Raw genomic sequence first — 25633 nt, 5'->3', positions numbered from 1 at the left:
GCTTCCATCAAGGCTGCAGGCCGACGCCACAGGCGGCGCAGAATTTATCTTCCGGATGGCCAGCGCGCTGCGCATGGCCGTTCTTGCAGCGTGCCGGCGCTGCAGCGGCAGAAACCGCGCCAGGCTGCAGCGCCTGCGCCACGGCTACGCCCAGCTGCGCCTGCGCCGACAGGCCATGTGCGTGCGCCGCATTCTGCAGGTTGATCAGGTCCAGCTGCTGGCGCCGTTCACGCTCCGCCTGGCCTTCCAGGTAGCTGCGCTCCTGCGCCACGCTGTCCTGCGCCATGCGCATGGCGTCCAGCGGCGCGACGCTGTTCTCGGCCGCCGCCAGCGCCGCCAGCGCGTGGATCTGCTCGGCGCTCATGCCCGCCTGCAGCTGCACCTTCAGCACTTGCGCCAGCGCGGCCGCATTCTGACCGGCGGCCATGGCTACCTTGCCCGTGTCACTCAGCGTGCCGATTTTCTCGATGCGATCGATGTCGATGCGTGCCAGTTCGGCCGCATGCGCCTGTTGCGCCAGCAGGGCTTCGTACTCGCCCTTCCAGCGCGCGTAATCGCTTTCGCGCTGCTGCGCCATGGCCAGCAGATCGCGCTGCCATTGCGCTTCCTGCTCCAGCTGGCGCAGCTGCTGGCGCTGTTCCTCGATGGCCAGCGCGTCGAGCTGCGCCAGCTGCGTTTGCTGCTGCAGCTGGCGAGCGTGCACGCCATCGGCCTCGATGGTGCGCAGCAGCTTTTCCTGCTGCGCGATGGCGTCCTCGCGCGCGCCGCCGCGCCGCAGCGCCGCCACTTTTTCCGCGATCTCCGCCGCCTGCACCTGGGCCGCTTCATCCTTGTGCGCCTCGGCGCGCAGCAGTTCGCGCTGGCGCGCCAGCTGCATCTGGTCTTCCCACTCCTGCACCCGCTCGGCCTCGCGCTTGCGCGCTGCATTCGCCAGCATCAGGCCCTGCCAGGCTGCCTGGTGCTGCTCCGCCTCCAGCTGCGCCTCGCGCTGCGCTGCATCCGCTTCCGCCTGGCGCAGGCGCGCCAGCTGGGTGCGGCGCCCGGTCTCGTCGTCGATCAGCAGCGCGCTTTCGATTTGCTGCGCGATCGACTGCAAGTGAACTTGATGCGTAAAGCGCTGCTGCGCCAGCTGGATTTGCTCGCGCCCATGGAGTTGCGACAATTCCAGCTCGCTGCGCATCTTGATAGCGGCCAGCGCGCGCACGTGTTCCCAGTTGGCCGCTTCATCGGCGTGCTGCGCGCCCTTTTGCGCCAGTTCCTGTTCCAGCTCACCCAAGGCCAGCGCGGCGCCATGGTCGAGCGCCTGGCGCCGCGATTTCGCTTCCAGGATGCGGCCATACAGATCGATCTGGCGCCCGCGCAGCGCCTGCAGGCGCTCCGCTTCCTGGTGGCCAAGTTCCGCCTTTTCCAACGTTGCATCCTGCTGCAGCTCGGCGCGCCGGTGCGCATGGCGCGCCGCCAGTTCTTCGCGACGGATGCGCTGCCACTCTTCTTCGTCATACAGCTGGTCGAGCTGCTTCATGCGTTCCAGGCTGTGCTGTTCCAATGCCTGCGCCGGCAAGCCGCCCAGCCACAGGGTGCCGATGGCTGCGTCGCCGTTGCCCTCGGGCTTGCCCTCGCGCTTGTCGTGCCGCAGGCTGAGGGTGTCCACGCGCGCCACGACCAGGCCGCTGGGCGCCAGGCGCTGGGTCAGGGCCGATTGCAGCCGTTCGTTCAATTCGGGCCGCAAGTCGGCATTCGCGTCCATTTCGCGCAGCGCGCGGCTGCCGGTGAATTCCAGCGCAATCTGGCGCACGGACGGCAGCAGCAAGGCGTGCAGGTGGGCGCGCGTGACGGCGCCCGGCGCGCGCATGAACTGGCGCGCGAACGCATCGGGCTGGCCCAGCGCGATATCCACGCGCAGGGATGCGGCAATGCCCAGCAGCTCCGTACTGGCCAGGCCGGGCAAGTCGAATTCCAGGCTGACGGCATCGGCGCGCGCGATCAGCACTTCGGCCGGGCGCGCCGGCAACAGCGCCGGCAGGCGCGCAAAGAAGGTGGCGCTGTCATAGTCGCCAGCCGGTATCAGGGTAAAAGCATCCGATTGCACGATCCAGGCGCGCGACTCGGCGGGCACCTGCAGGCGGCGTGCCGCGCTGCCGAACAGCGAGGACAGTTCGCGCACGCCAAAGAACAGGGCTAGTTGCCCGTCAGCAAGACGCCATTGATTGGCATGCAGCACGGCGTCACTGTCGGGGGCGCCCAGCGACAAGCCGCATTGCGCGCAATAGCCGGCGGCAGCGCCGTTCTTGTGCTCGCAGCGCGGGCAGCGGGCGCCGCCAAAACCAAACAATTGGAACATGTGTGACTCCTGATGAGAATGATTGTGTGCGCAAGTGTGCGCAACACGGCTGCCATGCCGATTTTAGCAGGACAGCTGGCGCAGCACCTGGCACGCGCCACGTGTGCGCGACACGGCTCACAACAGGCGCACAACACTGTGCAGTGTCAAATAATGCCATAGAGCAATTGCATTCATATGCACGGATACAGGGCTAATTAGGCCTCAATTCAAGCGGTCGCCTGCCGGCTCCGTGCGCAGGCATTTCAGCGCCGTTTTTTTGCAGGCCATCCCGCCAAAACCACCGCTGGTCGCATCTGCATGGCGCAATGGCGCTCGCTTAGCTACAGTGCATGCATACCCACCCGCCACCCGAAAGGAACCATCATGAACACGCCAAAAAACGCCCTGAAAAACATGGAAGCCATCTTCACCGTCGCCGTCGCCATCGCCTGCGGTGCCAGCTATGTCAGCTTCATGCAGCCATCGGCCTCCAAAGCGGCTGATGTGGCGCAAGCGAGCGCCATCCCCGTGGTGGTGGTCAGCGCCAGGCGCCTGACGGAACAGGAAAAGAAAATCTCGCTGATCGAAGAACGGCAAGCCTTGCTGGGCAACACCACCGCCAGCGCCCTGTGAGCCATCCATGCTGAGATTATGCCGCCTGGCGCACCGTAGATTGTCGCCGCGCCAGGCCGCCATTTGTATCCGCCGCGGATACACGGACACACAGCATTGTGTCAATTGTAATAAGTTGAATCAAAGGCGAAAAACCGCCAGCAAGCGTCTATAGTCCATTTCACGCAATCACCGAAATGGAGCACACCATGAAACCCATCACACTCTACGCAGCAGCCATGCTTGCCATCAGCGCCGCAGCCTTCCTGCCCGTGCAGGCGATGGCACAGAATCAGCTCGGCGTCAGCATTGTCGTCGGCAACGCCCCGCCTCCGCCACGGTTTGAAAGCGCGCCAGCGCCGCGCGCCGGCTATGTCTGGGCGCCCGGCTACTGGAACTGGGACGGCCAGCGCCACGTCTGGAACAGCGGCGAATGGCTGCGCGAACGCAGTGGCAACCAGTACCGCCGCGCCGCCTGGATACAAGAGAATAACCGCTGGCGCCTGGACCGTGGCGGCTGGGTCGCCGCGCAAGTGCAGCCCGTGCGCTATGACGAGGTCCGCATCGCCCCACCACCGCCGCGCCGCGAAGCCATCCCGCGCGCGCGCCATGGCTACATCTGGGCGCCCGGCCACTGGGAATGGCGCGGCCAGCGCTACGCCTGGACGCCAGGCGTGTGGATCGCCGAACGCCCCGGCTATGTGTATGCGCCGCCCGCCTGGAACCAGCGCGATGGCCGCTGGCAGATGGAGCAAGGCCGCTGGTCGCCGCGTGGCCCGAACGGCGACCGTGACCGCGACGGCATCCCCAACCGCCATGACCGCGACAATGGCAACCGCCATGACCGCGACGGCGATGGCGTACCGAACCGCGACGACCGGCGTCCGGACAACCCGAACCGCAGCTAACACGCGGCTGTAGTCCCCGCCAAGGCCACCCATCGCGGTGGCCTTGTCATTTTCCGGACATATCCGTGTATTAGAATCGCGCGATGATCAATTACACTGCGCGAGAAAGATTCACGATGGCGATGGAAACTGCCGGTTTCACCTACGGTTCGGACACCTCGGGCCTGGTCTGGGGCTTCCTGTTTGGCCGCGAGGCGCAGCCGCTGGCGCTCGACTCGACGGCCGCACTGGCCTGGCTGGCCGATGGCGCAGCCAGGCCGGCGCAGCAATTTGTCTGGCTGCATTTCAATTTATCACATGCGGCCAGCGAAAAATGGCTGATGACGCATACGCAGCTGGCCGACGAATTCTATGAGACCCTGCACCAGGGTTCCCGTTCGACGCGCATCGAACAGGCGGAAAACACCCTGATCGCCGTGGTCAACGATGTGGTGCACAATTTCTCGTTCGAAGCGTCCGACATTTCCACCATGTGGGCCAGCGTGGCGCAAAACCTCGTCATCACGGCGCGCCGCGCCCCGCTGCAGTCGATCGAGCGCTTGCGCCAGGCCGTCATCAAGAACCACGAGCCGATCCGCTCGTCGGTGGAATTGCTGATCCATCTGCTGCGCGACCAGGCCGACGTGCTGGTCAACATCGTGCGCGATGCCGTGGCGCGGGTCGACGATATCGAGGATCACTTGCTGGCGGGGCGCCTGGTGCCCAAGCGCGAAGACCTGGGCGCCATGCGGCGCGTGCTGGTGCGCCTGCAGCGCCTGCTGGCGCCGGAACCGGCAGCCCTGTTCCGCCTGCTGCAACGCCCGCCTTCGTGGGTGTCGGAACTGGACAGCCTGGAATTGCGCCAGTCGACGGAGGAATTTTCCGTGGTGCTCAGCGATATGTCGTCCCTGCAGGAACGCATCAAGCTGCTGCAGGAAGAAATTGCCGCCAGGGTCAACGAAGAAAATAGCCGCAGCCTGTTCGTGCTGACCATCGTCACCGTGCTGGCCTTGCCGATCAATATCATCGCCGGCATGCTGGGAATGAATGTGGGGGGGATTCCGCTGGCCCAGCACCCGCAGGGCTTCTGGATCATCGTTGTCATCATCGTCACGTTTACCGTCGTGGCGGGATGGCTGGTGGTGCGCGTGCAACGCAATAGTTGATTACTGGACACACGATCTGGCAGGCGAACGGCAGGCGCCGTCCGCCATCGGAGCTTAACGGTGGTATTCGCCGGCCCGTTCAGGCTGATAAACGATTTCCTCGATCTTCACCTTTACCACGCCGCCGGGCATGGGCCAGGCGATGCTGTCGCCGACAGACAAGCCCAGCAGCGCGCTGCCGACGGGCGCCAGCACGGAAATGCGGTCGGCCTGGCCTTCTACATCCTTTGGATACACGAGCGTCAGGCAGAATTCTTCCTTGTTTTCCACCGTGAAGCGCACGGTGGAATTCATCGTCACGACGGTGGGCGGTATTTCTTGCGGCTCGAGCACTTCGGCACGGCCCAGCTCATCGAGCAAGGCGGCCTTGTCCGGCGACAAATTATTTCCCAAGGCATACAACAACGCTTCCAGTCGTTCCAGGTCTTGTGATGACAAAATATTTTTTGGTTTTTTTTCCAAGATATCCTCACTATTGATCATTAGGGCGACGTCCGGTTTTGCTGGCGGCAGTTTACTTGGCCGCGGCAGACAAAACAAACAGCATCAGAACGTCCATCATCAGCGGATTATGGACGAACTCGCGTAGCAAGGCCATAGCGTTCTCGCATTCTTCATTAAAATTTATTAAAATCAATGACTTGCGATGGCGCACACAGACAAAAAGTTAATCCGTCCCGGGACAACGGGAAGCAATCAAGTTATTCTTCATGGCATTTCGTTTACCGGCAGCATGTTTTTAGGGGAAAAACCCGCCGGCAAAAAAAGGATTAAAATTCAGATAGTATTATTATTAGAAACACACGCCCCGCCTTTTCCGCCTGACTTGTTGCCTTGCATGCGATCACCGGCCTGCGGCATGGCCACTAAGTTGCCACGCGCCCTGTACTTTCGCGCTGCAAAATGACAATATGTCGGCCTTCACAACACGTTGAGAGTTCCGGCTCACTTCGGTTTTCATCAGACTGGAACGTAAAGTATGGCAGGGCGAGGCGGGATCACACGGGGCGGCGGTAAGCGGGGCCGGCAGGGGAATGCATCATGATGGTGCCATTGATGCTGCCCTCTGTGCAGTTGCGCGGTGACCGGATAGCCAGGCTGAACCTGCTGGCTGCAGCGGCCATGCTGGCCACGGCCGGCTTGCTGCTGATCCTTTTTCAGTTGTTTTCCCTTCAGGCATCTTTCCAGCGCAACCTGTGCATCCAGGCCGACATGCTGGCGCCAGCCGCTACCCAGGCCATGCGCCAGGACGACCGCCTTGCGGCGCAGCAGGCCCTCGCTCCCCTCGCCGCCGCCCCGCATATCCGGCAAGCGCTGCTCTATAGTCCGTATGGCTCGCCATTCGCCCGCTACGCGCGCAGCGGCAGCGATGCCGCGCCCACAGCGCCGCGTAACGGTCAGCAAATCGATTACCTGGACGGCAGCGCTGCCCTCCTGCGTACACTGCCCGGTGGCGGCGCACTGTATCTGCGCGCCAGCCTGGCGCCGCTATTGAGCAGCCTGGCGCAATTTTCCGCCTTCACCCTGCTGGTCTGCCTGTGTGCGTTCGGCCTGACGCTCCTGATGGTACGCCGCACGCGCACCGCCGCCCAGCATGCGGAGAGGCATTTGCACTACCTGGCCCATGTCGACCCTGTCACGCAACTGCCGAACCGCCATGAATTCAACGGGGCCCTGGCCTACGCGCTGGCGCGCGCCGACCGCCAGGACAGCTGCGTGGGACTGCTGCTGCTGGACCTGGACAACTTCAAGGTGGTCAACGATACGCTGGGCCACCACTGCGGCGACCAGTTGCTGAAACTGGTTGCCGAGCGCCTGGTGGCGATCCTGCGCGGCACCGACATCATCTGCCGCATCGGCGGCGACGAATTCGTCGTCATCGTCGAACCGGCCGACGACGCCTCGGAATTGGCCAGCGTTGCGCGCAAGATCCTTGCCGTGCTGGCCACGCCGTTCGCGCTGGAAGGCCACCAGCTGTATGTCAGCGCCAGCATCGGCGTGAGCCTGTATCCGTTCGATGCGCAAGACGTGGCGACCCTGACGCGCAATGCCGACACGGCCATGTACCACGCCAAGCACCAGGGCAAGAACCGCTACGCCGTGTTCCAGTCAGAAATGGAATTGCGCGCCCAGCGCCGCCTGCGCATGGAAGCGAACCTGCGCCGCGCCCTGCAAAACGAGGAACTGTATCTGCACTACCAGCCGCAAATCGATTTGCGCAGCGGGCGTATCGTCGGCGTGGAAGCGCTGATACGCTGGCATTGCCGCGAGATGGGGCAGCTCAGCCCCAGCGAATTCATCCCCGTGGCCGAGGAAAGCGGCATCATCGTCGACCTGGGGCGCTGGGTACTGCAAAGCGCCTGCCGCCAGGCCGCCGTCTGGTGCAAGGCCGGCCTGCTCGATTCGCTCGAACACGTAGCCGTCAACCTGTCGGCCTGCCAGGCGCGCGATCCGGGACTGATGGACGATATCCGCGCTATCCTGCACGAAACGCAACTGCCGCATGGCTTGCTGGAGCTGGAAATCACGGAAGGGGTATTGATGGACAATGTCCACGCCAACGTGGAACTGATGCGACGCCTGCAGGAGACGGGCATCCACCTGTCGATCGACGATTTCGGCACCGGCTATTCCTCGATGTCGTACCTGAAGCGCCTGCCCATCGATCAGCTGAAAATCGACCGCAGCTTCGTGCACGACCTGCCCGGCGAAGGCGAAGCCATCGTCACGGCCATCATCGCCATGGCACACAGCCTGCATCTGAAAGTGGTGGCCGAAGGCGTGGAAACGCTGCAGCAAGTGGAGTTTTTAAGAAAGGCCGGCTGCGACAACGTGCAAGGCTTCTTCTTTGCGCGCCCGATGACGGCGGCGCAGTTGACGGCATTGCTGCTGGAGCGGCGCGACTGGAGCACGCGCACGATCGTGCCGGCGTAGGGCCGGAACCCAAGTGCAAGGACTGGGGTCGTACCCTCAGGGTACGACCCCGGCTGTCGATGGGTCTGACCCGGTACTTAAGCCAGCTTGGCCGAGTGTTCGCGCGTCGCGTGGAACGTCAGCTTCGGCCAGCGCTCTTCCGTCAGGCGCAGGTTGACGCCCGACGTGGCCAGGTAAGCCATGTTACCGGCCGCATCGTAGGCCACGTTGTGACCCAGCGCGTTCTCGAAATCCTGCAGCACGCGCTTGTCGTCGCAGCTGACCCAGCGCGCGCTGCTGATGCTGGTGCCCTCGAACACAGCGTCGACGCCATACTCGTTGAGCAGGCGGCTGGCCACCACTTCGAACTGCAGCACGCCGACGGCGCCCAGTACCAGTTCGCCACCCTGCACCGGCTTGAAGACCTGTACCGCGCCCTCTTCGCCGAGCTGTTGCAGGCCCTTGTGCAACTGCTTGATTTTCAGGGGATTGCGGATGCGCACGGAGCGGAAGAAGTCTGGCGCAAAGTACGGAATGCCCGTAAAGGTCAGCATCTCGCCTTCGGAAAAACTGTCGCCGATCTGCATGTTGCCGTGGTTCGGCAAGCCGATGATGTCGCCCGCGTATGCCTCTTCCACCTGTTCGCGCGAGGACGCCATGAAGGTCACCACGTTCGATACCTTGATCTCGCGCCCCAGGCGCAAGTGCTTGACCTTCATGCCGCGCTCGAAACGTCCCGAGCACACGCGTAAAAAGGCGATGCGGTCGCGGTGCGCCGGATCCATATTCGCCTGGATCTTGAAGACGAAACCGGTAAACGGCTGTTCGGACGGCGCCACGGACCGCACGGTCGCGTCGCGCTCGCGCGGTGCCGGCGCCCAGTCGACCAGCGCAGAGAGAATCTCGCGCACGCCGAAGTTGTTGATGGCCGAACCGAAGAACACGGGCGTCTGCACGCCGGAGAGGAATTCCTCCAGGTTAAACGGGTTCGATGCGCCGTGTACCAGTTCCACTTCCATGCGCAACTGGTCCATCTCCAGCGGGAACATCTCTTGCAGGCGCGGGTTGTCGATGCCCTTGATGATTTCAAAGGCGCCGTCGGCTTTCTCTTCGCCGGCCTTGAACAGCATGATCTCGTCATTCAGCAGGTGATACACGCCGCGGAAGTTCTTGCCCATGCCGATAGGCCAGGTGACGGGCGCGCACTGGATCTTCAGCACCGATTCGAGTTCGTCGAGCAGGTCCAGCGGATCGCGCGTCTCGCGGTCCATCTTGTTCATGAACGTGACGATGGGCGTATTGCGCATGCGGCACACGGCCAGCAGCTTGATCGTCTGCGCTTCCACGCCCTTGGCCGCATCGATCACCATCAGCGCCGAGTCGACGGCCGTCAGCACGCGATAGGTATCTTCCGAGAAGTCCTGGTGGCCCGGGGTGTCGAGCAGGTTGACGACGTGGTCGCGGAATTCGAACTGCATCACCGAGGACGCGACGGAAATGCCGCGCTGCTTCTCAATTTCCATCCAGTCCGACGTCGCGTGGCGGCCCGATTTACGCGCCTTGACGGTACCGGCCATCTGGATCGCGCCCGAGAACAGCAGCAGTTTTTCCGTCAGGGTGGTTTTACCCGCATCCGGGTGGGAAATGATGCCAAAGGTGCGGCGGCGCTGCACTTCGCGCGCGATCACGGCAGGCGCCTTGCTGCTCGCTGGCGCTGCGGCGTTATCCGCATTGTCGCTGGAATCGGGGGTAGTGATGTCGTTCTCGTTGGCCATATTGGTGACCATAATATGGCCCTCGCAAAAAACCCTCAATTTTACAGAAGGATCGCACTTCCGTGTGAACTGCTTCACTCTGGCGACAAGCAAAATCGCCCACTTCATCAAGGGGTCACAATCCGCAGGCAACATTGCACTGAAGAAATGTTGTCACCCTACCCTGGAAACCCGATGAAAATCCTCCTCACTCCCGCCATCCGACTCATGCAGCGCTTGCGCCTGCTGCCCAAATTCATGCTTGTCTGCCTGGTCTTCCTGCTGCCGCTGGCAATGGCGACCACCCTGCTGATCTCGGAGCTGGGCAAGTCACTGGCCCAGGCGCAGGATGCGCAGCGGGGCGTGACCTATGTGCGCCAGTTGCAGGAAGGCACGCGGCTGCTGCAGCAGCGGCGCGGCCTGGAGCACTTGCGCCTGAGCGGCAAGGCGGGCATGGACAACACGGCCCTGAATGCGCGCATCACGACCACGCTGGCGGCCCTGGCGCGCTTGCCCGCAGGCGCAGGCCTGCCCCAGGCGGCCGAGCTGACGAAGCAGTGGCAAGCCCTGCTGGGCCGCCAGGCGGGCCTCGCGGCGCGTGACAGCTACGCGGCGCACACGGCGCTGCTGCGCCAGACGGCCAAACTGGGCCAGCTGGTGGCCGACCGTTCGCACCTGAGCGTGGACCCGGACGCGGGCGCCAACCACCTGAGCGCCGCCTTCACGGCCACCCTGCCCGACCTGGCCGAGAGCCTGTCCGACATCGCCGGGCGCGGCGCCGCCTACATCGACACGGGCCTGTTCGAAGCGAACGAAGATCAACTCGTCAACGCCAACGCCCTGATCGCGCGCCACGAACTGGAGCGCCTGCCGGCCCGCTTCGACGAAATCATCGCTGCCAAGCCGGAATTGCGCACCAGCCTGCAAGGGGCGCTGAAAGCCGTGCCGGCCGCGCTGGCCTTCCTCGAACGCACGAAAAATGAAGTAACGAATTCCTACGACCAGACCTCGGGCGCGCAATTCCACGCGGCCGGCGTGCAAGCCATCGACGCCTTGCACGCGCTGTCCGCTGCCTCGGCCACCGCCCTGGACAGCCTGCTGGCGCAGCGCATCGCCCGCGACGAAGCGCGCCGCGCCCTGATCCTGGCGGCCATGCTGCTGGTGCTGCTGGCCGCCGCCTACCTGTGCGCGGGCTTCTATGCCGCGTTCGCGCGCGACGTGACGCAATTGCGCGTGGCCGTCGGCGCGGCGGCGGCGGGTGACCTGTCGCAGCGCATCACCTCGCAGGCGCACGACGAAATCGGTGACCTGGTACGCGACTTCGGCGCCATGACGCACGGCCTGGCCACCCTGGTGCAGGAAATCCGCGGCGGCGCGGCCGTCATCGCCGCCGCCGGCGCCGATATCGCCCAGGGCAATGCCGCCCTGTCCGGCCACACGGCCACGCAAGCGGACGCGCTGGGCGCCACCGTGGATTCGATGCGCGAACTGACGGCCACCGTGGGCCGCAACGAAGCCCATGTAGGACAGGGGCGAACCCTGGTGGCCACGGCGGCCGACGTGGCCCTGCGCGGCGGTCAGACGGTGGGCGCCGTGGTCGAGACCATGGCCTCGATCAGGGCCAGCTCGCACAAGATCGTCGATATCATCGGCGTCATCAACGGCATCGCCTTCCAGACGAATATCCTGGCCCTGAACGCGGCCGTGGAAGCGGCACGCGCGGGCGAGCAAGGACGGGGCTTTGCCGTCGTGGCCTCCGAAGTGCGCAGCCTGGCGCAGCGCTCGAACGAGGCGGCGCTGGAAATCAAGCGCCTGATCGGCGACTCCGTCGCTACCGTGGATGTGGGTGGCGACCTCGTCAATGCCGCCGGTAGCACCATGCGGCAAGTCGTCGATGCGGTGCAGCAAGTGGCCGTGGTGATCGGACGCATCAGCAGCGCCGGCGCCGAGCAGAATGGCGAGATCGCCCGCATCAACCAGGCGCTGGCACAAATCGACGACATGACGCGCCAGAATGCGGGCCTGGTCGACGAGGCGCGCGCCGGTTCGCAGCGCCTGCACCAGGAAGGCGAGGCGCTGACGCAGGCCGTCAGCCGCTTCCGCCTGGGCGAACACGAGATGCCTGGCGCGCGCCAGGCCAGCGCTGCGAGCGTGCGCGATGGCTTGCCCAGCGTGCGTCCGGCGGGTCTGTGGAGCGCCAATAAACCGCGCGTCATATCACAAAATCGCGCAGAACGGCGCAAGGCTAGCTAGTCAAAAGTGTGCACGTAGGACAAGGACTACAATTCCGCCTCAAAAGAGACTACAAAGTGGCGACTGCTAATCTTATGTTCGCCACTTACATAAGCTTTTAAAGTAGCTACATCGCGATCTGCACCGCGCGGTCGACAAAATTGCTGTTACCACCTGGCTAGGGCAACATTTTTTGACCAGCAACGCGGCAGTCGCACTCCGATGTAAAAAGCCTGTGAGGAATACTATGAACCATACTCAACTTATCACCCCGGTCCAGAAGAACCAGTTGCTGCCGCGCGCCATGCCGGCGGCCGGACGGGAAATCAAGCTTGCGTCGCGGGTTAGCCTCAGCAGTGCCCAACAGAATGAATTGCTGGCCGCCCTGCCGCGCGCCGCGCTCGAATCGCTGTTTGAAGACCTGGAATTGGTGGAACTGCCGTTCGGCAAGGAACTGTATGCCTATGGCAATAACCTGGAATACAGCTACTTCCCCACCACCGCCATCATTTCCCTGCTGTATGTGATGGAAGATGGTGCCACGACGGAAATCGCTGTCGTCGGCCATGAAGGCGTGGCCGGTGCTTCGCTGCTGGCAGGCGAGCGCGCCATGTGCACGGCCGTCGTGCAAAGTGCCGGCTACGGCTACCGCCTCAAAACCCAATGCTTGCGCGATGCGTTCAACCAGGGCGGCGCCCTGCCCCAGCTGCTGATGCGCTACACCAACGCCCTGTTTGCGCAAATGGCGCAGAACGCCGTCGGCGGCCGCCACAGCTCGATCGAGCAAAAGCTGTGCCGCTGGTTGCTGGACCGCTTGGACCGTTCGCCATCGAACGAATTGAAAGTGACGCAAGAACTGATTTCCATCATGCTGGGCGTACGCCGCGAAAGCATCACGGCCGCCGCCGGCAAGCTACAGGATGAAGGATTGATCCACTATCGCCGCGGCAATATCACGGTACTCGACCGCGCCGGCCTGGAATGCTATGCGGGCGAGTGCTACAAGGTCGCCAAGACGGAATACGACCGTTTGCTGCGCGACGTGTCACGCTGCTGATACGCTGCTGATCTGAATAGTTAAAAAAATGGCCGGGCTGCATGCCCGGCCTTTTTTTTTGCATCCAGAAACATTCACACGCTGGCGTCCTCGTCGAGCTCTTCCGGCTCCGGCGTCAGCGGCAGCGGAATCACGGCTTCCACGCAGGTGCCTTTGCCTTCCGGGCCCTGGCGCACGGTGAGGGTTCCGCCCAGCAGCAGGGCCCGCTCGCGCATGCCCAGCAAACCGTGCGACATGGGTTTTTGCAGCGCATCTTCGGTGATGCCGATGCCGTCGTCGATCACGCGCAGCACCAGGCCGTGCTCGTTGCGTTTCAAGGTCACGCTGACCATGCCGGCGCGCGCGTATTTCAGGATATTCGTCAGCGATTCCTGCACGATGCGGAACAGGGCAATCGTCAGGGTGGCTTCGCGGTTGTCAATATTGATGGCCACGTCCGTTTCGCAGCGAACCGAGCTCATGCGAGCAAAATCTTCGCAATAGCTTTCGATGGCGGCGCACAGGCCCAGGTTGTCCAGCAGGCTGGGCCGCAAATCCTCTACGATGCGGCGCTTCAGTTCTACCGTTTCCAGCAGGGTGGCCTTGGCATGGCGCAATTGTGCCGCCAGTTCCGGCTGCGTGTGTGCCAGTTGCTGCGTGACGGCGCCCAGGTCCATGCTGATCGAGGTCAAATTGGCGCCCAGCTCATCGTGCAGCTCACGCGCCAGACGCGCCTTCTCCACTTCATTGACACTGATCAAATGGCGCGACAGCACGGATAACTGCTGCGTGCGCTTGCTGACCGTCGATTCCAGGGTGTCGTTGGCATTTTGCAGTGCATACTCGACGGTCGCGCGCTTCTGGAAGCTGCGCCGCACCAGCTGGTAAAACATGATCAGCACGAGGATGGCCAGGGCATTGATGCCAATGCCGAGCAGCACGGCTTTCTGGTACTCATGATAAAAGGCGGCGCTGCCGGACGACAGCGCTTCATTCTGCTCACGCGTCATGATCACCACCTGCAGGCGGATTTCGTCCATGGTGGCGCGGTCGTCGGTCACGCGCGAGATATTGACGATTTCGGCCAGTCCGCCCTGCTTGTAGACCTCGATCGACTCTTGCAACATCGACATCTTGCGACGGATCAAACTTTTTAATTGACCCAGATTTTTCAGCTGCGTAGGACTGCCCGCGAGCAAGGTTTGCAACTCCTTGAATTCATTTTCGATTTCGGTGGAAGCGGTCTTCGAGGGCCCCAGATACGTTTCCGAGCCGGAAATGAAATAGCCGCGCAAGCTGCTTTCCGCATCGAGCACGAGCACGTTCAAATACTGCAGGCGGTCCGCCACGCGGGCGCTCTGGCTGAGCAGGGCGTTCGTGCCCTTCAGCGATTGCAGATTATGGAAGAGACTGAAACCATTGAGTACAAGCAACAAGGCGCAAACCACGCACAGGATCGTCTTGTAGAGGGGCAGGCGGTGATTCGGGGCCGGTTCAACGGTGAAATACATCCTGATGTGCATCCTTAGCAAGGTTCGGCGCGGGGGAAAGCGCCGGCGCCGGCCAATTATAATCCTCGCTACAGACTGCTGCACTGCACAAGTCGTGTTAGCTAGCTGGCTGAGCGATCATGCTGCCATGATCGCACCGCAGCGCTAGTCAAGCAAATTGTTTTTCATTGCGTAATAGGTCAAGTCGCTGTTCGATTGCAAGCCCATTTTTTCCATGATGCGCGTACGGTAAGTACTTACCGTCTTGATGCTCAGCGACAAGGCCACACCGATATCGGACACGGTAGCGCCACGCGCCAGGCGCAGGAAGACCTGGAACTCGCGGTCCGACAATTCCGTATGCAGGGCGGCATTCGTATCGCGGTCGAACGACTGCGCCAGCAATTCGCCCACTGTGGAACTGACGTAGCGACGCCCCTGGAACACGGTTCGCACGGCCGTCATCAGCTCATCGGCTTCACATTCCTTGTTCAGATAGCCATTCGCGCCCATCTTGAACAGGTTCAATGCGTATTGCTGCGCGGGATAGCCGCTGAGTATCAGCACTGGCAATTCCGGCTGGCCCTGGCGGATCGTGCGCAAGGTATCGATGCCGCTCTGATCGGGCATGGCGATATCGAGCAACAGTACATCGCAAATTTCGCGGCGGGCAATATCGAGCGCTTCACGCCCCGTACCGGCTTCCGCCACCACACTGAAATCGCTTGACGACGAAAAAATCTGTTTGAATCCAGCTCGTACTATTTGGTGATCATCACAAATGGCAACGCGTATCATTGTTTCCCCTTAAATTTTCCTGGCCTGGGAAAGACTACCGGAACCTGAACGCTGCTCCGGCTTAGCGTCACTAACAAAAACGCAACATTAACATTATATTCAAAATAGGTCGCACCGCATGCTACCGGCAGCGCCCGGGCAGCCAGCCCATGCAATATAGTCAGTCCGTGTTGGACAACCCCACCTATATTGGTACAAATCTTATTTTAGCAAGTTTAAAATCGCAATTAATTCATTGCGTATCCACGCGCGGTCCAGCGGTTCTTCCTGCGGCGCGACGGGCATGGCCGGCAGCACAGGCAACTCATCAAGGATGGCATGCGATGCACCACGGCTATCGAGCTTGTTGCGCGCGCCACTGATGGTGAAGCCTTGTTCATACAGCAATTCGCGGATGCGGCGTATCAACAGCACCTCATGGTGCTGATAATAACGACGGTTGCCACGTCGTTTGACCGGTTTGAGCTGGGAAAACTCCTGCTCCCAGTAGCGTAGTACGTGCGGCTTGACGCCGCACAACTCGCTCACTTCGCCGATCGTGAAATAACGTTTCGCCGGAATGGGCGGCAAGGCGATCAACTCGGTTTTACTGATGCGCTCGTTCATCGCCACTCACTCAGGCAGCACGTGCCAGCGGACTGGTCTCTTCGACCATGCTTTTCAGCTTCTGGCTCGCATGAAAGGTCACGACACGGCGAGCAGTAATGGGAATCTCTTCGCCCGTCTTCGGATTGCGGCCCGGCCGCTGCGGCTTGTCGCGCAGTTGGAAATTGCCGAAACCAGACAGCTTGACGGCCTCGCCACGCTCGAGCGCATTGCGGATCTCATCGAAAAATGTCTCGACCATATCCTTCGCTTCGCGCTTGTTCAGACCCACTTGCTCGAACAACAATTCGGCAAGTTCTGCCTTGGTCAAGGTGGGTAAATCTTTTTCCGCTTCCTGGCGCACTTTGGCAACCAGCATGGCCCGATGCAGATCGGCGGCCAGTGCGGATTGCAGTACGGCGGAATCAACGTCGCTGTTATTAATTTTCCTGCCCTGCCTTTTCTGTGCGCCCGAGCCCGCCACATGGCAAGCTCGTCTACTGTTGACGACGGAAAGGCCGTCACACCAGGCGACGGCCAATCCGCTAATTACGAACGCAATTTCGCGTCGTGGCCCTGCTTGGCGGCATCGATCAGAACAGCCATCAAGCCATCGACGACATCGTCTTGCAGGGTGTTTTGAGTATCTTGCAAGCTAATCCGGAAAGCAAGGCTTTTTTCATCCGCTTCCAGCCCTTTTCCACGATATTCATCAAATAAAACAATGGCTTGCACGATACGCGCTGCAGGGCTTGCCTTGGCGGCAACGTGGAAGCTGTCGAGCAGATCCTGTACCGCCACCGATTGCTTGACGACCACGGCCAAGTCGCGGCTGGCGCCAGGGAATTTCGAGATTTCCTGGTAAACAGGCACGACTCTTTGCGTCAGGGCGGCGGCGTCGACTTCGAACAGCACGGGTGCCAGCGGCAAGTCATACTTTTGCATCCAGCGCGGGTGCAATTCGCCGATGAAACCGATGACCTTGCCATCGAGTTCCACGTTCGCCGAGCGGCCAGGATGCAGAGCCGGGTGTTCAGCCTTGCTGAAACGCAAGACCAGCGGCGCGAACAGCGCTTCCAGGTCTGCCTTCACGTCAAAGAAGTCGACCGTGCGTGCAGCCTGGCCCCACTGCTCGTCCGCCACCGCGCCGTAGGCCATGGCCGCCACACGTTTTGGCTGGGCGTAACCGGCCACCGACAAGGGACCGTTTTCCACGGCGGCGTCGCGCTGGTAAATCGCGCCCACTTCGAAGATACGCACGCGGTTCGTCTTGCGGTTCAGGTTGTAGCGCACGTTGGCGATCAGGCTGCCGATCAGCGAGGAACGCATCACGCTCATCTGGCTGGCAATCGGGTTCTGCAATTTGATCGGATGCGTGTTGCCCGAGAAATCGCGCTCCCACGCCGTATCGACAAAGCTCATGTTAACCACTTCCTGGAAGCCCAGGTCAGCCAGTTCATGACGTACCGCAAACAGCGAGCGGGTATTTTCTGGTGCAATCTGCATCACGTTCGCGGCCACGGGCGGCAGGGTCGGGATGTTTTCAAAGCCGTACACGCGCGCCACTTCCTCGATCAAGTCTTCCTCGATCTCGATGTCGAAACGGTAGCTGGGCGAGCTCACGGAAAACACGCCGTCCGCCAGGGTGAATGGCAGGGCCAAACGCGTGAAGATATCGGCGATCAACGTATCATTGAGCGGCACGCCGATGACCTTTTGCGCGCGTGCGGTGCGCATGGACACTGGCTGGCGTTGCGGCAAGTTCACCACGTGGTCGTCGACTGGGCCGACGGTCGTTGCTGGCGTGCCGCAGATTTCCACGATCAGGGCCGTGATGCGCTCGATGTGCTCGACGGTGGTGGCGAAATCGACGCCGCGCTCGAAGCGGTGCGCCGCATCGGTGGAGAAATTCAAGCGGCGCGCGCGGCCTTGAATCGCGTTCGGCCACCAGAATGCCGCTTCCAGGTAGATGCTGTCCGTATCGTCCGACACGGAACTGGCGTCGCCGCCCATGATGCCGGCCAGCGATTCGATTTCCTGGTCATCGGCAATGACGCCGATCCACTCGTCGACGGCGATAGTATTGCCATTCAACAGCTTGACGGATTCGCCAGCCTTGCCCCAACGCACGTCGAGACTGCCGTGGATCTTCGCCAGGTCAAACACGTGGCTAGGACGGCCCAGTTCCAGCATGACATAGTTGGAAATGTCGACCAGGGCCGACAGCGGACGCTGGCCGCTGCGCTCGAGGCGCTGCTTCATCCAGTCCGGCGTGGCGGCACGGGCGTTCAAGCCGCGGATGACGCGGCCCGTGAAACGGCCGCACAGGTCCGGCGCACTGACTTTCACCGGCAAGACTTCGTCGCTGGAAACAGGCACGGTGCGGAACTGCGGCACATTCAGGGGCACGCCCGTGAGAGCCGACACTTCGCGCGCCACGCCCAGCACGGACAGACAGTCCGCCTTGTTCGGCGTCAACTTGATGGTGAATTTCAAGTCGTTCAGCGCAAAGTAGTCGCGGAAATTCTGGCCGATCGGCGCGTCGTCCGGCAATTCCATCAAGCCGGCGTTTTCTTCCGACAATTTCAATTCGCGCGCGGAGCACAGCATGCCTTGCGACTCGACGCCGCGCAGCTGGCCCACCTTGATTTCAAACGGCTTGCCATCGGCGCCAGGCGGCAGCACGGCGCCCGCCATCGCGCAGACGACTTTCAAGCCCGGACGCACGTTGGGTGCACCGCAGACGATGTTGAGCATGGTGCCCGTGCCGACGTCGACCTGGCACACATTCAGGCGGTCCGCGTTCGGATGTTTTTCCATCTCCAGGACCAGGCCTACCACCACGTTCGAGAACGGAGGGGCGACAGGATCGACGTCCTCGACTTCGAGACCGGACATGGTCAGCAGATGGGCCAGTTCGTCCGAAGTCATCTTCGGATCGACCATGGTACGGAGCCAGTTTTCGGAAAATTGCATAATCAAGCCTTCAAAGGGTCAAAGCTCACAGCGCGAGCGCACAGGCGCTCAAGCGCCATGAATCAAACGGAACAACGCTTTAGTTGAATTGCTTCAAGAAACGCAAGTCGCCTTCATAAAACAGACGCAGGTCGTTGATGCCATAGCGCAGCATCGTCAAGCGTTCCAGGCCGGAGCCGAAAGCAAAACCGATGAATTTCTCGGGATCGAGGCCGAAGTTCTTCACCACGGTCGGATGCACCTGGCCGGCGCCCGACACTTCCAGCCAGCGGCCTTTCAGCGGGCCCGAGCCGAAGGCGATGTCGATCTCGGCCGACGGTTCCGTGAACGGAAAGTACGACGGGCGGAAGCGCACTTGCAGGTCGTCCGTTTCGAAGAAGGCCTTGACGAAGTTCAGGTACACGCCCTTCAAGTCGGCAAAGCTGATGTCTTCGGCGATCCACAGGCCTTCGACCTGGTGGAACATCGGCGAATGGGTGGCGTCGCTGTCGACGCGGTAGGTGCGACCCGGCGCGATGACCTTGATCGGCGGCGTATGCGTGCGCGCATAGCGCACCTGCATCGGGCTCGTGTGCGTGCGCAGCAGCAAGGGCTTGCCATCGGTGTCGTTGCCATCGATGTAGAAAGTATCCTGCATGGAACGGGCTGGATGGTTTTCCGGGCTGTTGAGCGCCGTGAAGTTGGTCCAGTCGTTCTCGATTTCGGGGCCGTCGGCCACGTCGAAACCGATTGAGCGGAAGATTTCCTCGACCCGCTCCCACGTGCGCATCACGGGATGGATGCCGCCGGGCATGCGGCCACGGCCTGGCAGGGTCACGTCGATCGCTTCGGCATTCAGACGGCCTTGCATTTGGGCATCGGCCAGCGCATCACGGCGGGCCGTCAGCGCGTCTTCGATCTGCACTTTGACGGCATTGATCAGGGCGCCTTGCGCCTTGCGCGCGTCCGGGTCCAGCTTGCCCAGGCCCTTCATCATTTCGGTAATCTGGCCAGTCTTGCCCAGGTAGCGGGCTTTGGCGTTTTCAAGTGCGGCAGCGTCTGCGGCGGCGATAAAGTCAGCCTGAGCCGAGACGACGAGTTCTTCTAGGGAGTTCATGCGGCATTTCCTGTTTTGGACATCAATTCTGGACTCGGTTATCAAAAGTCCAACAATCAAAAACGGAAACGGGGCATAAGGTTCACACCCCTGCCCCGCTCTTTGTGACAACTGACCCAATCTGCTGCGCGTCGTGATGTACGGTTTGCGATGCTCACCGTACCTTCGTACGGTTGCGCTTCTCGACCGCAACACCCTTCCGCTCGCGACGATTTTGTCAGTTGCCGTTCTAACGTCACCCTACGGATGACGTTGTGCAATCACCGATGCTTACGCAGCGATTTTTGCTTTAACTGCGTTGACAATCGCAGCGAATGCTGGCTTGTCCATCACAGCCATATCGGCCAGGACTTTACGGTCCAGTTCGATATTTGCTTTTTTCAAGCCGTTCATGAATACGCTGTACGTTACGCCATGCTCACGGGAAGCGGCGTTGATACGGGCGATCCACAGGCGGCGGAAAACGCGTTTCTTGTTGCGGCGATCGCGGTAAGCGTATTGGCCAGCGCGCATAACTGCTTGCTTGGCAACACGGTATACACGGCTGCGGCGACCACGGTAGCCTTTAGCTTGAACAAGAATCTTTTTATGACGGGCACGAGCTGTAACCCCACGTTTTACTCTAGGCATAGTAACTCCTTATATTGAGTGTGAGATTAAGCAGTCGGCATCATGCGGTAGACGGATTTCACGTCAGACGCAGCGACATTGGTGGTACCGCGCAGAGCGCGTTTCAGCTTGGTGGTTTTCTTGGTCAAGATGTGGCGTTTGAACGCATGACCACATTTAACAGTACCACCCGGGCGCACGCGAAAACGTTTTTTCGCAGAGCTTTTGGTCTTCATTTTAGGCATAGCAATCTGTCCTCTTACGGACAGCTCCATTTATAACAGGATTGCAGGTGGCAACACGACGCTGCGCTTAGATGCCTGCTTTCACATGCTGTGCAGCGGATGCGAGTCCGCTACAGTTCGCGCGGCCCGCACATTGCTGAGCGGGCCGCGCAAATTCTGCCTGGAATCGTGTGTCGCACCAATGCAGGCACAAACCACGTCGATCCACAGTAAAACGCTATTGTAGCTTACTTCTTCTTCTTAGGCGAAAGAACCATGATCATTTGGCGGCCTTCCATCTTCGGGAACTGCTCGACCTGGCCGTACGGCTCCAGGTCGGCTTTCAGACGTTCCAGCATACGGAAGCCAATATCCTGATGCGCCATCTCACGACCACGGAAACGCAGCGTGATTTTGGTTTTATCACCATCATCGAGGAACTTGATGAGATTACGCAACTTGATATTGTAGTCACCATCATCAGTCCCCGGACGGAATTTGACTTCCTTCACGAGGATGATCTTTTGCTTCAATTTGGCTTCGTGAGCTTTCTTTTGCTCCGAATACTTAAATTTGCCGTAGTCCATCAAACGACAAACCGGTGGCTGCGCGGTAGGCGCAATTTCCACCAGGTCGACGTTTGCCTCTTCCGCCAGGCGGAAGGCTTCAGCCAAACTTACGATACCGAGTGGCTCGTTATCGACCCCGCTTAAACGCATTTCAGGGGCAGTGATTTCGCCATTGATGCGATGTGACTTGTCAGTAGCTATTGTAATTTCCTTTAAAAATCTTGTAAGACGGTCGTGCAGCGAGTTTCCTCGTCAGGCCTTGGTGTCGACTTCATGTTTGAGTCGCTCAATCAGGGCATCGACGGACATGACGCCCAGATCGATATTGCCCCGCGCCCGCACGGCCACTGTATTCGCATCCCGCTCTTTGTCGCCAATTACTAAGATATAAGGCAATTTTTGTACGGAATGTTCACGTATTTTATAGGTAATCTTCTCGTTACGCAAATCAGCCTGTACGCGCAGCCCCGCTTTGCGCAGTTTTGTTGTAACTTCCTGTACATAGTCGGCTTGAGCGTCGGAAATATTCAACACCGACACTTGCACTGGCGACAACCACAACGGCATGGCGCCCGCATAGTGTTCGATCAGGATGCCGATGAAACGTTCCAGCGAGCCCACGATCGCGCGGTGCAGCATGATCGGCACCTGGCGCGTATTGTCCACGGCCACGTATTCAGCACCCAAGCGGCCCGGCATCGACGGGTCGATTTGCACAGTGCCCACTTGCCATGCGCGGCCCAGGCTGTCTTTCAGGTGGTATTCGATCTTCGGACCGTAGAAAGCACCCTCGCCCGGCAATTCTGTCCATTCCACGCCACAGGCGCGCAGGGCCGAACGCAGGGATTCCTCGGCGAAATCCCACGACTCTTCCGTGCCGATGCGGTTATCCGGGCGCAAAGCCAGCTTTACATCGATATTCGTGAAGCCGAAAGCCGTGTAGACATCCATGGCCTGCTGATGGAAAGCCGTCACTTCGCCGGCAATCTGCTCTTCCAGGCAGAAGATGTGACCATCATCCTGCGTAAAGCCGCGCACGCGCATCATGCCGTGCAAGGCGCCCGATGGCTCGTTGCGGTGACATTGGCCGAATTCGCCGTAGCGCAATGGCAAGTCGCGGTAACTGCGCATGCCATTGTTGAAAATCTGGATATGGCCAGGGCAATTCATCGGCTTCAGCGCATAAGCGCGATTTTCCGATTCCGTGATGAACATGTTTTCACGGTAATTATCCCAGTGACCGGTTTTTTCCCACAGGCCACGGTCGAGAATTTGCGGCGCCTTGACTTCCTGGTAGCCGTTGACCTGGTACACATTGCGCATGTATTGCTCGACTTGCTGCCAGATCGACCAGCCTTTCGGGTGCCAGAAGATCAGGCCTGGTGCTTCTTCCTGGAAATGGAAGAAATCAAGCTGCTTGCCCAGTTTGCGGTGATCGCGCTTTTCCGCCTCTTCCAGGTTATGCAGGTACAGCTCCTGGTCTTCCTTCTTGGCCCAGGCCGTGCCATAGATACGCTGCAGCATCTCGTTTTTCGAGTCACCGCGCCAGTAGGCACCGGCCAGCTTCATCAGCTTGAATACTTTCAGCTTGCCCGTCGATGGCACGTGGGGGCCGCGGCACAAGTCCGTGAACTTGCCTTCGGAATACAGCGACACTTCCTGATCGGCCGGAATCGAGCCGATCAGCTCAGCCTTGTAGGCTTCGCCGATGCCCTTGAAGTACTCGATGGCTTCGTCGCGCGCAACCACCTTGCGCGTGACTTGCTCATCCTTCTTGGCAAGTTCCGTCATTTTCTTTTCGATCGCCGTCAAATCTTCCGGCGTGAACGGGCGCTTGTAGGCGAAGTCATAGTAAAAGCCGTTGTCGATCACGGGACCGATGGTCACTTGCGCGTCCGGGAACAGCTCCTTGACCGCATACGCCAGCAAGTGGGCCGTCGAGTGGCGGATCACTTCCAGGCCATCGGCATCCTTGTCGGTGACAATCGCCAGTTCGGCGTCTTGCTCGATCAGATAGGAGGTGTCGACCAGTTTGCCATCGACCTTGCCGGCCAGGGCAGCCTTGGCCAGACCAGTACCAATATTGGCCGCAACCTGGGCCACGGTGACCGGGCCGTCAAATTGACGGGCGGAACCATCGGGAAGTCGGATTGTAAGCATATTGATCTCCATATCGGCGCTGGCGCCAGGTAAAACTGCGATGTGATGGGTAAAATAACTGAAAGGAAAACGCAGACGCAAAAAAACGCGGACTAGCCGCGTTTTTCACTTTCTTGAGACAAAGGAAACCCGTTCGACTAGCGTCACTCCCAAAGCTTGGTAGTAGTTCGCGGTGTCATAACCGGTTTTACCTTTCTCTCTCACTGCATTCTGGTGGGCGGTGAGGAATTCGAATCCCCGACCCCTTGGATGTCGACCAAGTATTCTAACCAGCTGAACTAACCGCCCGTAAAACTTTTGTTGATCACTTTATTTAAAGTGACCGCTTGCGGCTTGCGCCAGCTTAAAAACCATCTACTGCCAAATTCTGGTGGGCGGTGAGGAATTCGAATCCCCGACCCCTTGGATGTCGACCAAGTATTCTAACCAGCTGAACTAACCGCCCCGAAGACCAGCATTATAGAGAGGCTTTCCCAGAATGACAAGGGCTGTTTTACAGGAAACTTTAATCTGTTTTTGATCCGCTTCCCGGGCGTCAGCCACGTTTATAGTGAGTCGGCCCGGAACGCGCGGAATGCCGCTAGAATCGCGGCATGAACTCCACCATCATAAGCTGGCTGAAAACCCTGAGCCGCGTTTGCGGTTTCGAAACGGCCGATTCCTTCCCGCCCGGCCACCCGTATGCGCGCACGCGCTGGAATGCCGCGTACTTCGATATCGCTTCCGACGTGAAGCCGGACGAGATGGAGCGGCGCCTGTGCGCGGCCATCGCCAACACGCCGAGCGTCTTCGCCTACATCACCAACCCCACGCCGCGCATGCAGCGCGCGCTGCTGAACGTGATTCATGACCGGCTACGGCGCCAGCCCGGCGCGGGCGCCACGGACCTGGTCTTGTTATTGATCAATGCTTACGCCAGCGACCACATTACGGAAGCCGTGCCCGGCCTGCGTACCCTGATATTCAACACGGAACATGAAGACACGAATCTGCGCGTGCATGCCATTCTGGAACTACTCGTGGGCACGCCACGGGGGCTGGACGTGATTGATATGTAGTGAATGAGATATAAATCAAACGTGATTGGCGGGCACATAGCGCGCCCGCAAGCGCATGAATGGAGTTTCCACCACTCTATACAAGAGCCAGCCCGACACGATGCTGAGCAGTATCATCACCAGCATGGCCGGCAAGCTGTCCGGCCCATAACCGCTATCCTGCAAAAGCGGGCGCAGCAAAATGCACAACTGCTTGTGCAGCAGGTAAATTGCATATGACCACAGGGCCAGGCTGGCCGCGCCCGGCACGCGCACCTTGTACAAGATGCTGGCGGGACTCAACGCGGCGACCAGCAGCAAGCTGAAACTGGCGGCCAGGGCCGGATAGCCAACCACCGTCACCCAATAGCCATAGTGATCGGTGAGAAACACATACAACATCAGCGCCGTGCCGGCGATTCCTGCCAGCAAGGTACGGTTGCCATACGAGGTCAGGCGCATCCAGGTACCCGGGTGATAGTTTTTCAGCAGCGCGAGCGCCACGCCCGCCACCAGTTCGTCGAAACGGCACCAAGAAGCGTAATAAATATACTTGTAATAGCCGAGACCGCCGCGCGGCACTTGCACATATTCATCCCACAGATACGCGCGCAGCAGCATGCCCACGATAAAGCTGGCGGCCACGGCCACCCACGCCCACAGCAGCGACTTGCGGCAGGCGGCAATCAACAACGCCGCGGCCGGCAGCAGCACATAAAACTGCTCTTCCACGCATAGCGACCATGCATGGGAAAACGCCGTGCCCGGTGTCAAGTTGATGTTCTGCGTAAAGGTCAGGAATTTCCACAGGGGCAGCAACGCGTTATCGCCACGAAACGCGGGCGACAAATAATACAGGACCAGCACGGCATAGAAGCTGGGCAAGGTGCGCAGGAAGCGTCGCGCATAGAAGCGGGGCAAGGAAAACCCGTGCTCGCTGCGCAAGGCCGCAAAAATCTGGTTGCCGATCAGATAACCGCTGAGGGCAAAGAACAGGTCCACGCCCGTCCAGCCGATTTCTCCCCAGAAACCAAACGCCCCGCCCTCGCTGACGAACAGCAAGTAATGGTTCATGAACACCAGCACAATGGCCAGCGCGCGCAAGGTATCGAGACCAGCCAGGCGGGAGGAAGACGAAGACGACATGGATATCAGCAATGGAAAAC

Annotated in this window: 21 protein-coding genes and 2 tRNA genes; 7 read left to right on the top strand and 16 right to left on the bottom strand. The window is 60.4% G+C overall.

Annotation, left to right across the window (positions count from 1 at the left end):
* Nucleotides 1-7: 7 nt before the first annotated feature.
* A complete protein-coding gene (locus ACQ4WN_RS11735) occupies nt 8-2341 on the bottom strand; it encodes a hypothetical protein (protein WP_436551692.1) in 2334 nt (777 codons plus the stop codon).
* A 366-nt stretch (nt 2342-2707) separates the two neighbouring features.
* On the opposite strand from ACQ4WN_RS11735, the gene ACQ4WN_RS11730 reads away from it, so the two are divergent.
* The 3 genes from ACQ4WN_RS11730 (at nt 2708) to ACQ4WN_RS11720 (ending at nt 4988) form a co-directional block, all read left to right on the top strand.
* Nucleotides 2708-2956, top strand: coding sequence for a hypothetical protein (locus tag ACQ4WN_RS11730; RefSeq protein WP_436551691.1), 249 nt, complete (start codon nt 2708-2710; stop codon nt 2954-2956).
* A 188-nt stretch (nt 2957-3144) separates the two neighbouring features.
* A complete protein-coding gene (locus tag ACQ4WN_RS11725; RefSeq protein WP_436551690.1) occupies nt 3145-3843 on the top strand; it encodes a YXWGXW repeat-containing protein in 699 nt (232 codons plus the stop codon).
* A 116-nt stretch (nt 3844-3959) separates the two neighbouring features.
* Entirely contained in the window at nt 3960-4988 is a 1029-nt protein-coding gene (locus tag ACQ4WN_RS11720) for a transporter (RefSeq protein ID WP_436551689.1), read from the top strand.
* Nucleotides 4989-5042: 54 nt separating this feature from the next.
* Here the strand turns inward: ACQ4WN_RS11720 and rnk are convergent, their stop codons facing one another.
* Nucleotides 5043-5450 carry a nucleoside diphosphate kinase regulator gene (gene rnk, locus ACQ4WN_RS11715; protein ID WP_436551688.1) on the bottom strand — a complete coding sequence of 136 codons (408 nt, stop codon included), beginning with the start codon at nt 5448-5450 and terminating at the stop codon, nt 5043-5045.
* Nucleotides 5451-6029: 579 nt separating this feature from the next.
* Here rnk and ACQ4WN_RS11710 point away from each other — a divergent pair.
* Nucleotides 6030-7922, top strand: coding sequence for a putative bifunctional diguanylate cyclase/phosphodiesterase (locus tag ACQ4WN_RS11710; RefSeq protein WP_436551687.1), 1893 nt, complete (start codon nt 6030-6032; stop codon nt 7920-7922).
* A gap of 77 nt (nt 7923-7999) precedes the next feature.
* On the opposite strand, the gene ACQ4WN_RS11705 is transcribed toward ACQ4WN_RS11710, so the two are convergent.
* Entirely contained in the window at nt 8000-9688 is a 1689-nt protein-coding gene (locus ACQ4WN_RS11705; RefSeq protein WP_436551686.1) for a peptide chain release factor 3, read from the bottom strand.
* Nucleotides 9689-9850: 162 nt separating this feature from the next.
* Between ACQ4WN_RS11705 and ACQ4WN_RS11700 the strand changes: the two genes are divergently transcribed.
* The gene (locus ACQ4WN_RS11700) at nt 9851-11908 is read left to right on the top strand and encodes a methyl-accepting chemotaxis protein (protein ID WP_436551685.1); all 2058 of its coding nucleotides are present in this window, start codon (nt 9851-9853) and stop codon (nt 11906-11908) included.
* A gap of 226 nt (nt 11909-12134) precedes the next feature.
* Complete coding sequence (locus ACQ4WN_RS11695) at nt 12135-12944, top strand: Crp/Fnr family transcriptional regulator (protein WP_436551684.1); 810 nt, start codon at nt 12135-12137, stop codon at nt 12942-12944.
* A 74-nt stretch (nt 12945-13018) separates the two neighbouring features.
* Here the strand turns inward: ACQ4WN_RS11695 and ACQ4WN_RS11690 are convergent, their stop codons facing one another.
* The 12 genes from ACQ4WN_RS11690 to ACQ4WN_RS11635 all read right to left on the bottom strand — a co-directional run bounded on the left by ACQ4WN_RS11690 (nt 13019) and on the right by ACQ4WN_RS11635 (nt 23875).
* Nucleotides 13019-14434: a sensor histidine kinase gene (locus ACQ4WN_RS11690; protein ID WP_436551683.1), complete on the bottom strand. Its 1416-nt coding sequence runs from the start codon at nt 14432-14434 to the stop codon at nt 13019-13021.
* A 144-nt stretch (nt 14435-14578) separates the two neighbouring features.
* Complete coding sequence (locus ACQ4WN_RS11685) at nt 14579-15211, bottom strand: response regulator (RefSeq protein WP_034783185.1); 633 nt, start codon at nt 15209-15211, stop codon at nt 14579-14581.
* Between the two features lie 201 nt (nt 15212-15412).
* The gene (locus tag ACQ4WN_RS11680; RefSeq protein ID WP_133990499.1) at nt 15413-15817 is read right to left on the bottom strand and encodes a MerR family transcriptional regulator; all 405 of its coding nucleotides are present in this window, start codon (nt 15815-15817) and stop codon (nt 15413-15415) included.
* A 10-nt stretch (nt 15818-15827) separates the two neighbouring features.
* Complete coding sequence (locus tag ACQ4WN_RS11675; RefSeq protein ID WP_010399205.1) at nt 15828-16175, bottom strand: integration host factor subunit alpha; 348 nt, start codon at nt 16173-16175, stop codon at nt 15828-15830.
* 170 nt (nt 16176-16345) lie between these two features.
* Nucleotides 16346-18772 carry a phenylalanine--tRNA ligase subunit beta gene (gene pheT / locus ACQ4WN_RS11670; RefSeq protein WP_436551682.1) on the bottom strand — a complete coding sequence of 809 codons (2427 nt, stop codon included), beginning with the start codon at nt 18770-18772 and terminating at the stop codon, nt 16346-16348.
* A gap of 79 nt (nt 18773-18851) precedes the next feature.
* On the bottom strand, nt 18852-19868 hold the full coding sequence (pheS, locus tag ACQ4WN_RS11665; RefSeq protein WP_034751917.1) for a phenylalanine--tRNA ligase subunit alpha: 1017 nt from the start codon (nt 19866-19868) through the stop codon (nt 18852-18854).
* Nucleotides 19869-20138: 270 nt separating this feature from the next.
* Nucleotides 20139-20498, bottom strand: coding sequence for a 50S ribosomal protein L20 (rplT, locus tag ACQ4WN_RS11660; protein WP_010399214.1), 360 nt, complete (start codon nt 20496-20498; stop codon nt 20139-20141).
* Nucleotides 20499-20524: 26 nt separating this feature from the next.
* On the bottom strand, nt 20525-20722 hold the full coding sequence (gene rpmI / locus ACQ4WN_RS11655) for a 50S ribosomal protein L35 (protein ID WP_010399216.1): 198 nt from the start codon (nt 20720-20722) through the stop codon (nt 20525-20527).
* 227 nt (nt 20723-20949) lie between these two features.
* Complete coding sequence (gene infC, locus ACQ4WN_RS11650) at nt 20950-21510, bottom strand: translation initiation factor IF-3 (protein WP_416054767.1); 561 nt, start codon at nt 21508-21510, stop codon at nt 20950-20952.
* A gap of 12 nt (nt 21511-21522) precedes the next feature.
* Nucleotides 21523-23430, bottom strand: coding sequence for a threonine--tRNA ligase (gene thrS / locus ACQ4WN_RS11645; RefSeq protein WP_219889189.1), 1908 nt, complete (start codon nt 23428-23430; stop codon nt 21523-21525).
* 211 nt (nt 23431-23641) lie between these two features.
* Nucleotides 23642-23718, bottom strand: a tRNA-Val gene (locus tag ACQ4WN_RS11640).
* A gap of 80 nt (nt 23719-23798) precedes the next feature.
* Nucleotides 23799-23875, bottom strand: a tRNA-Val gene (locus ACQ4WN_RS11635).
* A gap of 148 nt (nt 23876-24023) precedes the next feature.
* Between ACQ4WN_RS11635 and ACQ4WN_RS11630 the strand changes: the two genes are divergently transcribed.
* Nucleotides 24024-24488 carry a hypothetical protein gene (locus ACQ4WN_RS11630; RefSeq protein WP_436551681.1) on the top strand — a complete coding sequence of 155 codons (465 nt, stop codon included), beginning with the start codon at nt 24024-24026 and terminating at the stop codon, nt 24486-24488.
* A 15-nt stretch (nt 24489-24503) separates the two neighbouring features.
* On the opposite strand, the gene ACQ4WN_RS11625 is transcribed toward ACQ4WN_RS11630, so the two are convergent.
* Nucleotides 24504-25613, bottom strand: a complete 1110-nt coding sequence (locus ACQ4WN_RS11625) for an acyltransferase family protein (protein WP_436551680.1) — start codon at nt 25611-25613, stop codon at nt 24504-24506.
* Nucleotides 25614-25633 lie beyond the last annotated feature (20 nt).

It is taken from the genome of Janthinobacterium pasteuri, from assembly GCF_051380775.1.
Classification (GTDB): Bacteria; Pseudomonadota; Gammaproteobacteria; order Burkholderiales; family Burkholderiaceae_D; genus Janthinobacterium.
Note: the sequence above shows the minus strand (reverse complement) of the source record. Positions and strands in the feature narration are given on the sequence as shown.

Coding starts and splice junctions, on each gene's coding strand:
- ACQ4WN_RS11735 (WP_436551692.1), bottom strand. CDS start 2,341: ATGTTCCAATTGTTTGGTTTTGGCGGCGCCCGCTGCCCGCGCTGCGAG.
- ACQ4WN_RS11730 (WP_436551691.1), top strand. CDS start 2,708: ATGAACACGCCAAAAAACGCCCTGAAAAACATGGAAGCCATCTTCACC.
- ACQ4WN_RS11725 (WP_436551690.1), top strand. CDS start 3,145: ATGAAACCCATCACACTCTACGCAGCAGCCATGCTTGCCATCAGCGCC.
- ACQ4WN_RS11720 (WP_436551689.1), top strand. CDS start 3,960: ATGGCGATGGAAACTGCCGGTTTCACCTACGGTTCGGACACCTCGGGC.
- ACQ4WN_RS11710 (WP_436551687.1), top strand. CDS start 6,030: ATGATGGTGCCATTGATGCTGCCCTCTGTGCAGTTGCGCGGTGACCGG.
- ACQ4WN_RS11705 (WP_436551686.1), bottom strand. CDS start 9,688: ATGGTCACCAATATGGCCAACGAGAACGACATCACTACCCCCGATTCC.
- ACQ4WN_RS11700 (WP_436551685.1), top strand. CDS start 9,851: ATGAAAATCCTCCTCACTCCCGCCATCCGACTCATGCAGCGCTTGCGC.
- ACQ4WN_RS11695 (WP_436551684.1), top strand. CDS start 12,135: ATGAACCATACTCAACTTATCACCCCGGTCCAGAAGAACCAGTTGCTG.
- ACQ4WN_RS11690 (WP_436551683.1), bottom strand. CDS start 14,434: ATGTATTTCACCGTTGAACCGGCCCCGAATCACCGCCTGCCCCTCTAC.
- ACQ4WN_RS11685 (WP_034783185.1), bottom strand. CDS start 15,211: ATGATACGCGTTGCCATTTGTGATGATCACCAAATAGTACGAGCTGGA.
- ACQ4WN_RS11680 (WP_133990499.1), bottom strand. CDS start 15,817: ATGAACGAGCGCATCAGTAAAACCGAGTTGATCGCCTTGCCGCCCATT.
- ACQ4WN_RS11675 (WP_010399205.1), bottom strand. CDS start 16,175: ATGCTGGTTGCCAAAGTGCGCCAGGAAGCGGAAAAAGATTTACCCACC.
- pheT (WP_436551682.1), bottom strand. CDS start 18,772: ATGCAATTTTCCGAAAACTGGCTCCGTACCATGGTCGATCCGAAGATG.
- pheS (WP_034751917.1), bottom strand. CDS start 19,868: ATGAACTCCCTAGAAGAACTCGTCGTCTCGGCTCAGGCTGACTTTATC.
- rplT (WP_010399214.1), bottom strand. CDS start 20,498: ATGCCTAGAGTAAAACGTGGGGTTACAGCTCGTGCCCGTCATAAAAAG.
- rpmI (WP_010399216.1), bottom strand. CDS start 20,722: ATGCCTAAAATGAAGACCAAAAGCTCTGCGAAAAAACGTTTTCGCGTG.
- thrS (WP_219889189.1), bottom strand. CDS start 23,430: ATGCTTACAATCCGACTTCCCGATGGTTCCGCCCGTCAATTTGACGGC.
- ACQ4WN_RS11630 (WP_436551681.1), top strand. CDS start 24,024: ATGAACTCCACCATCATAAGCTGGCTGAAAACCCTGAGCCGCGTTTGC.
- ACQ4WN_RS11625 (WP_436551680.1), bottom strand. CDS start 25,613: ATGTCGTCTTCGTCTTCCTCCCGCCTGGCTGGTCTCGATACCTTGCGC.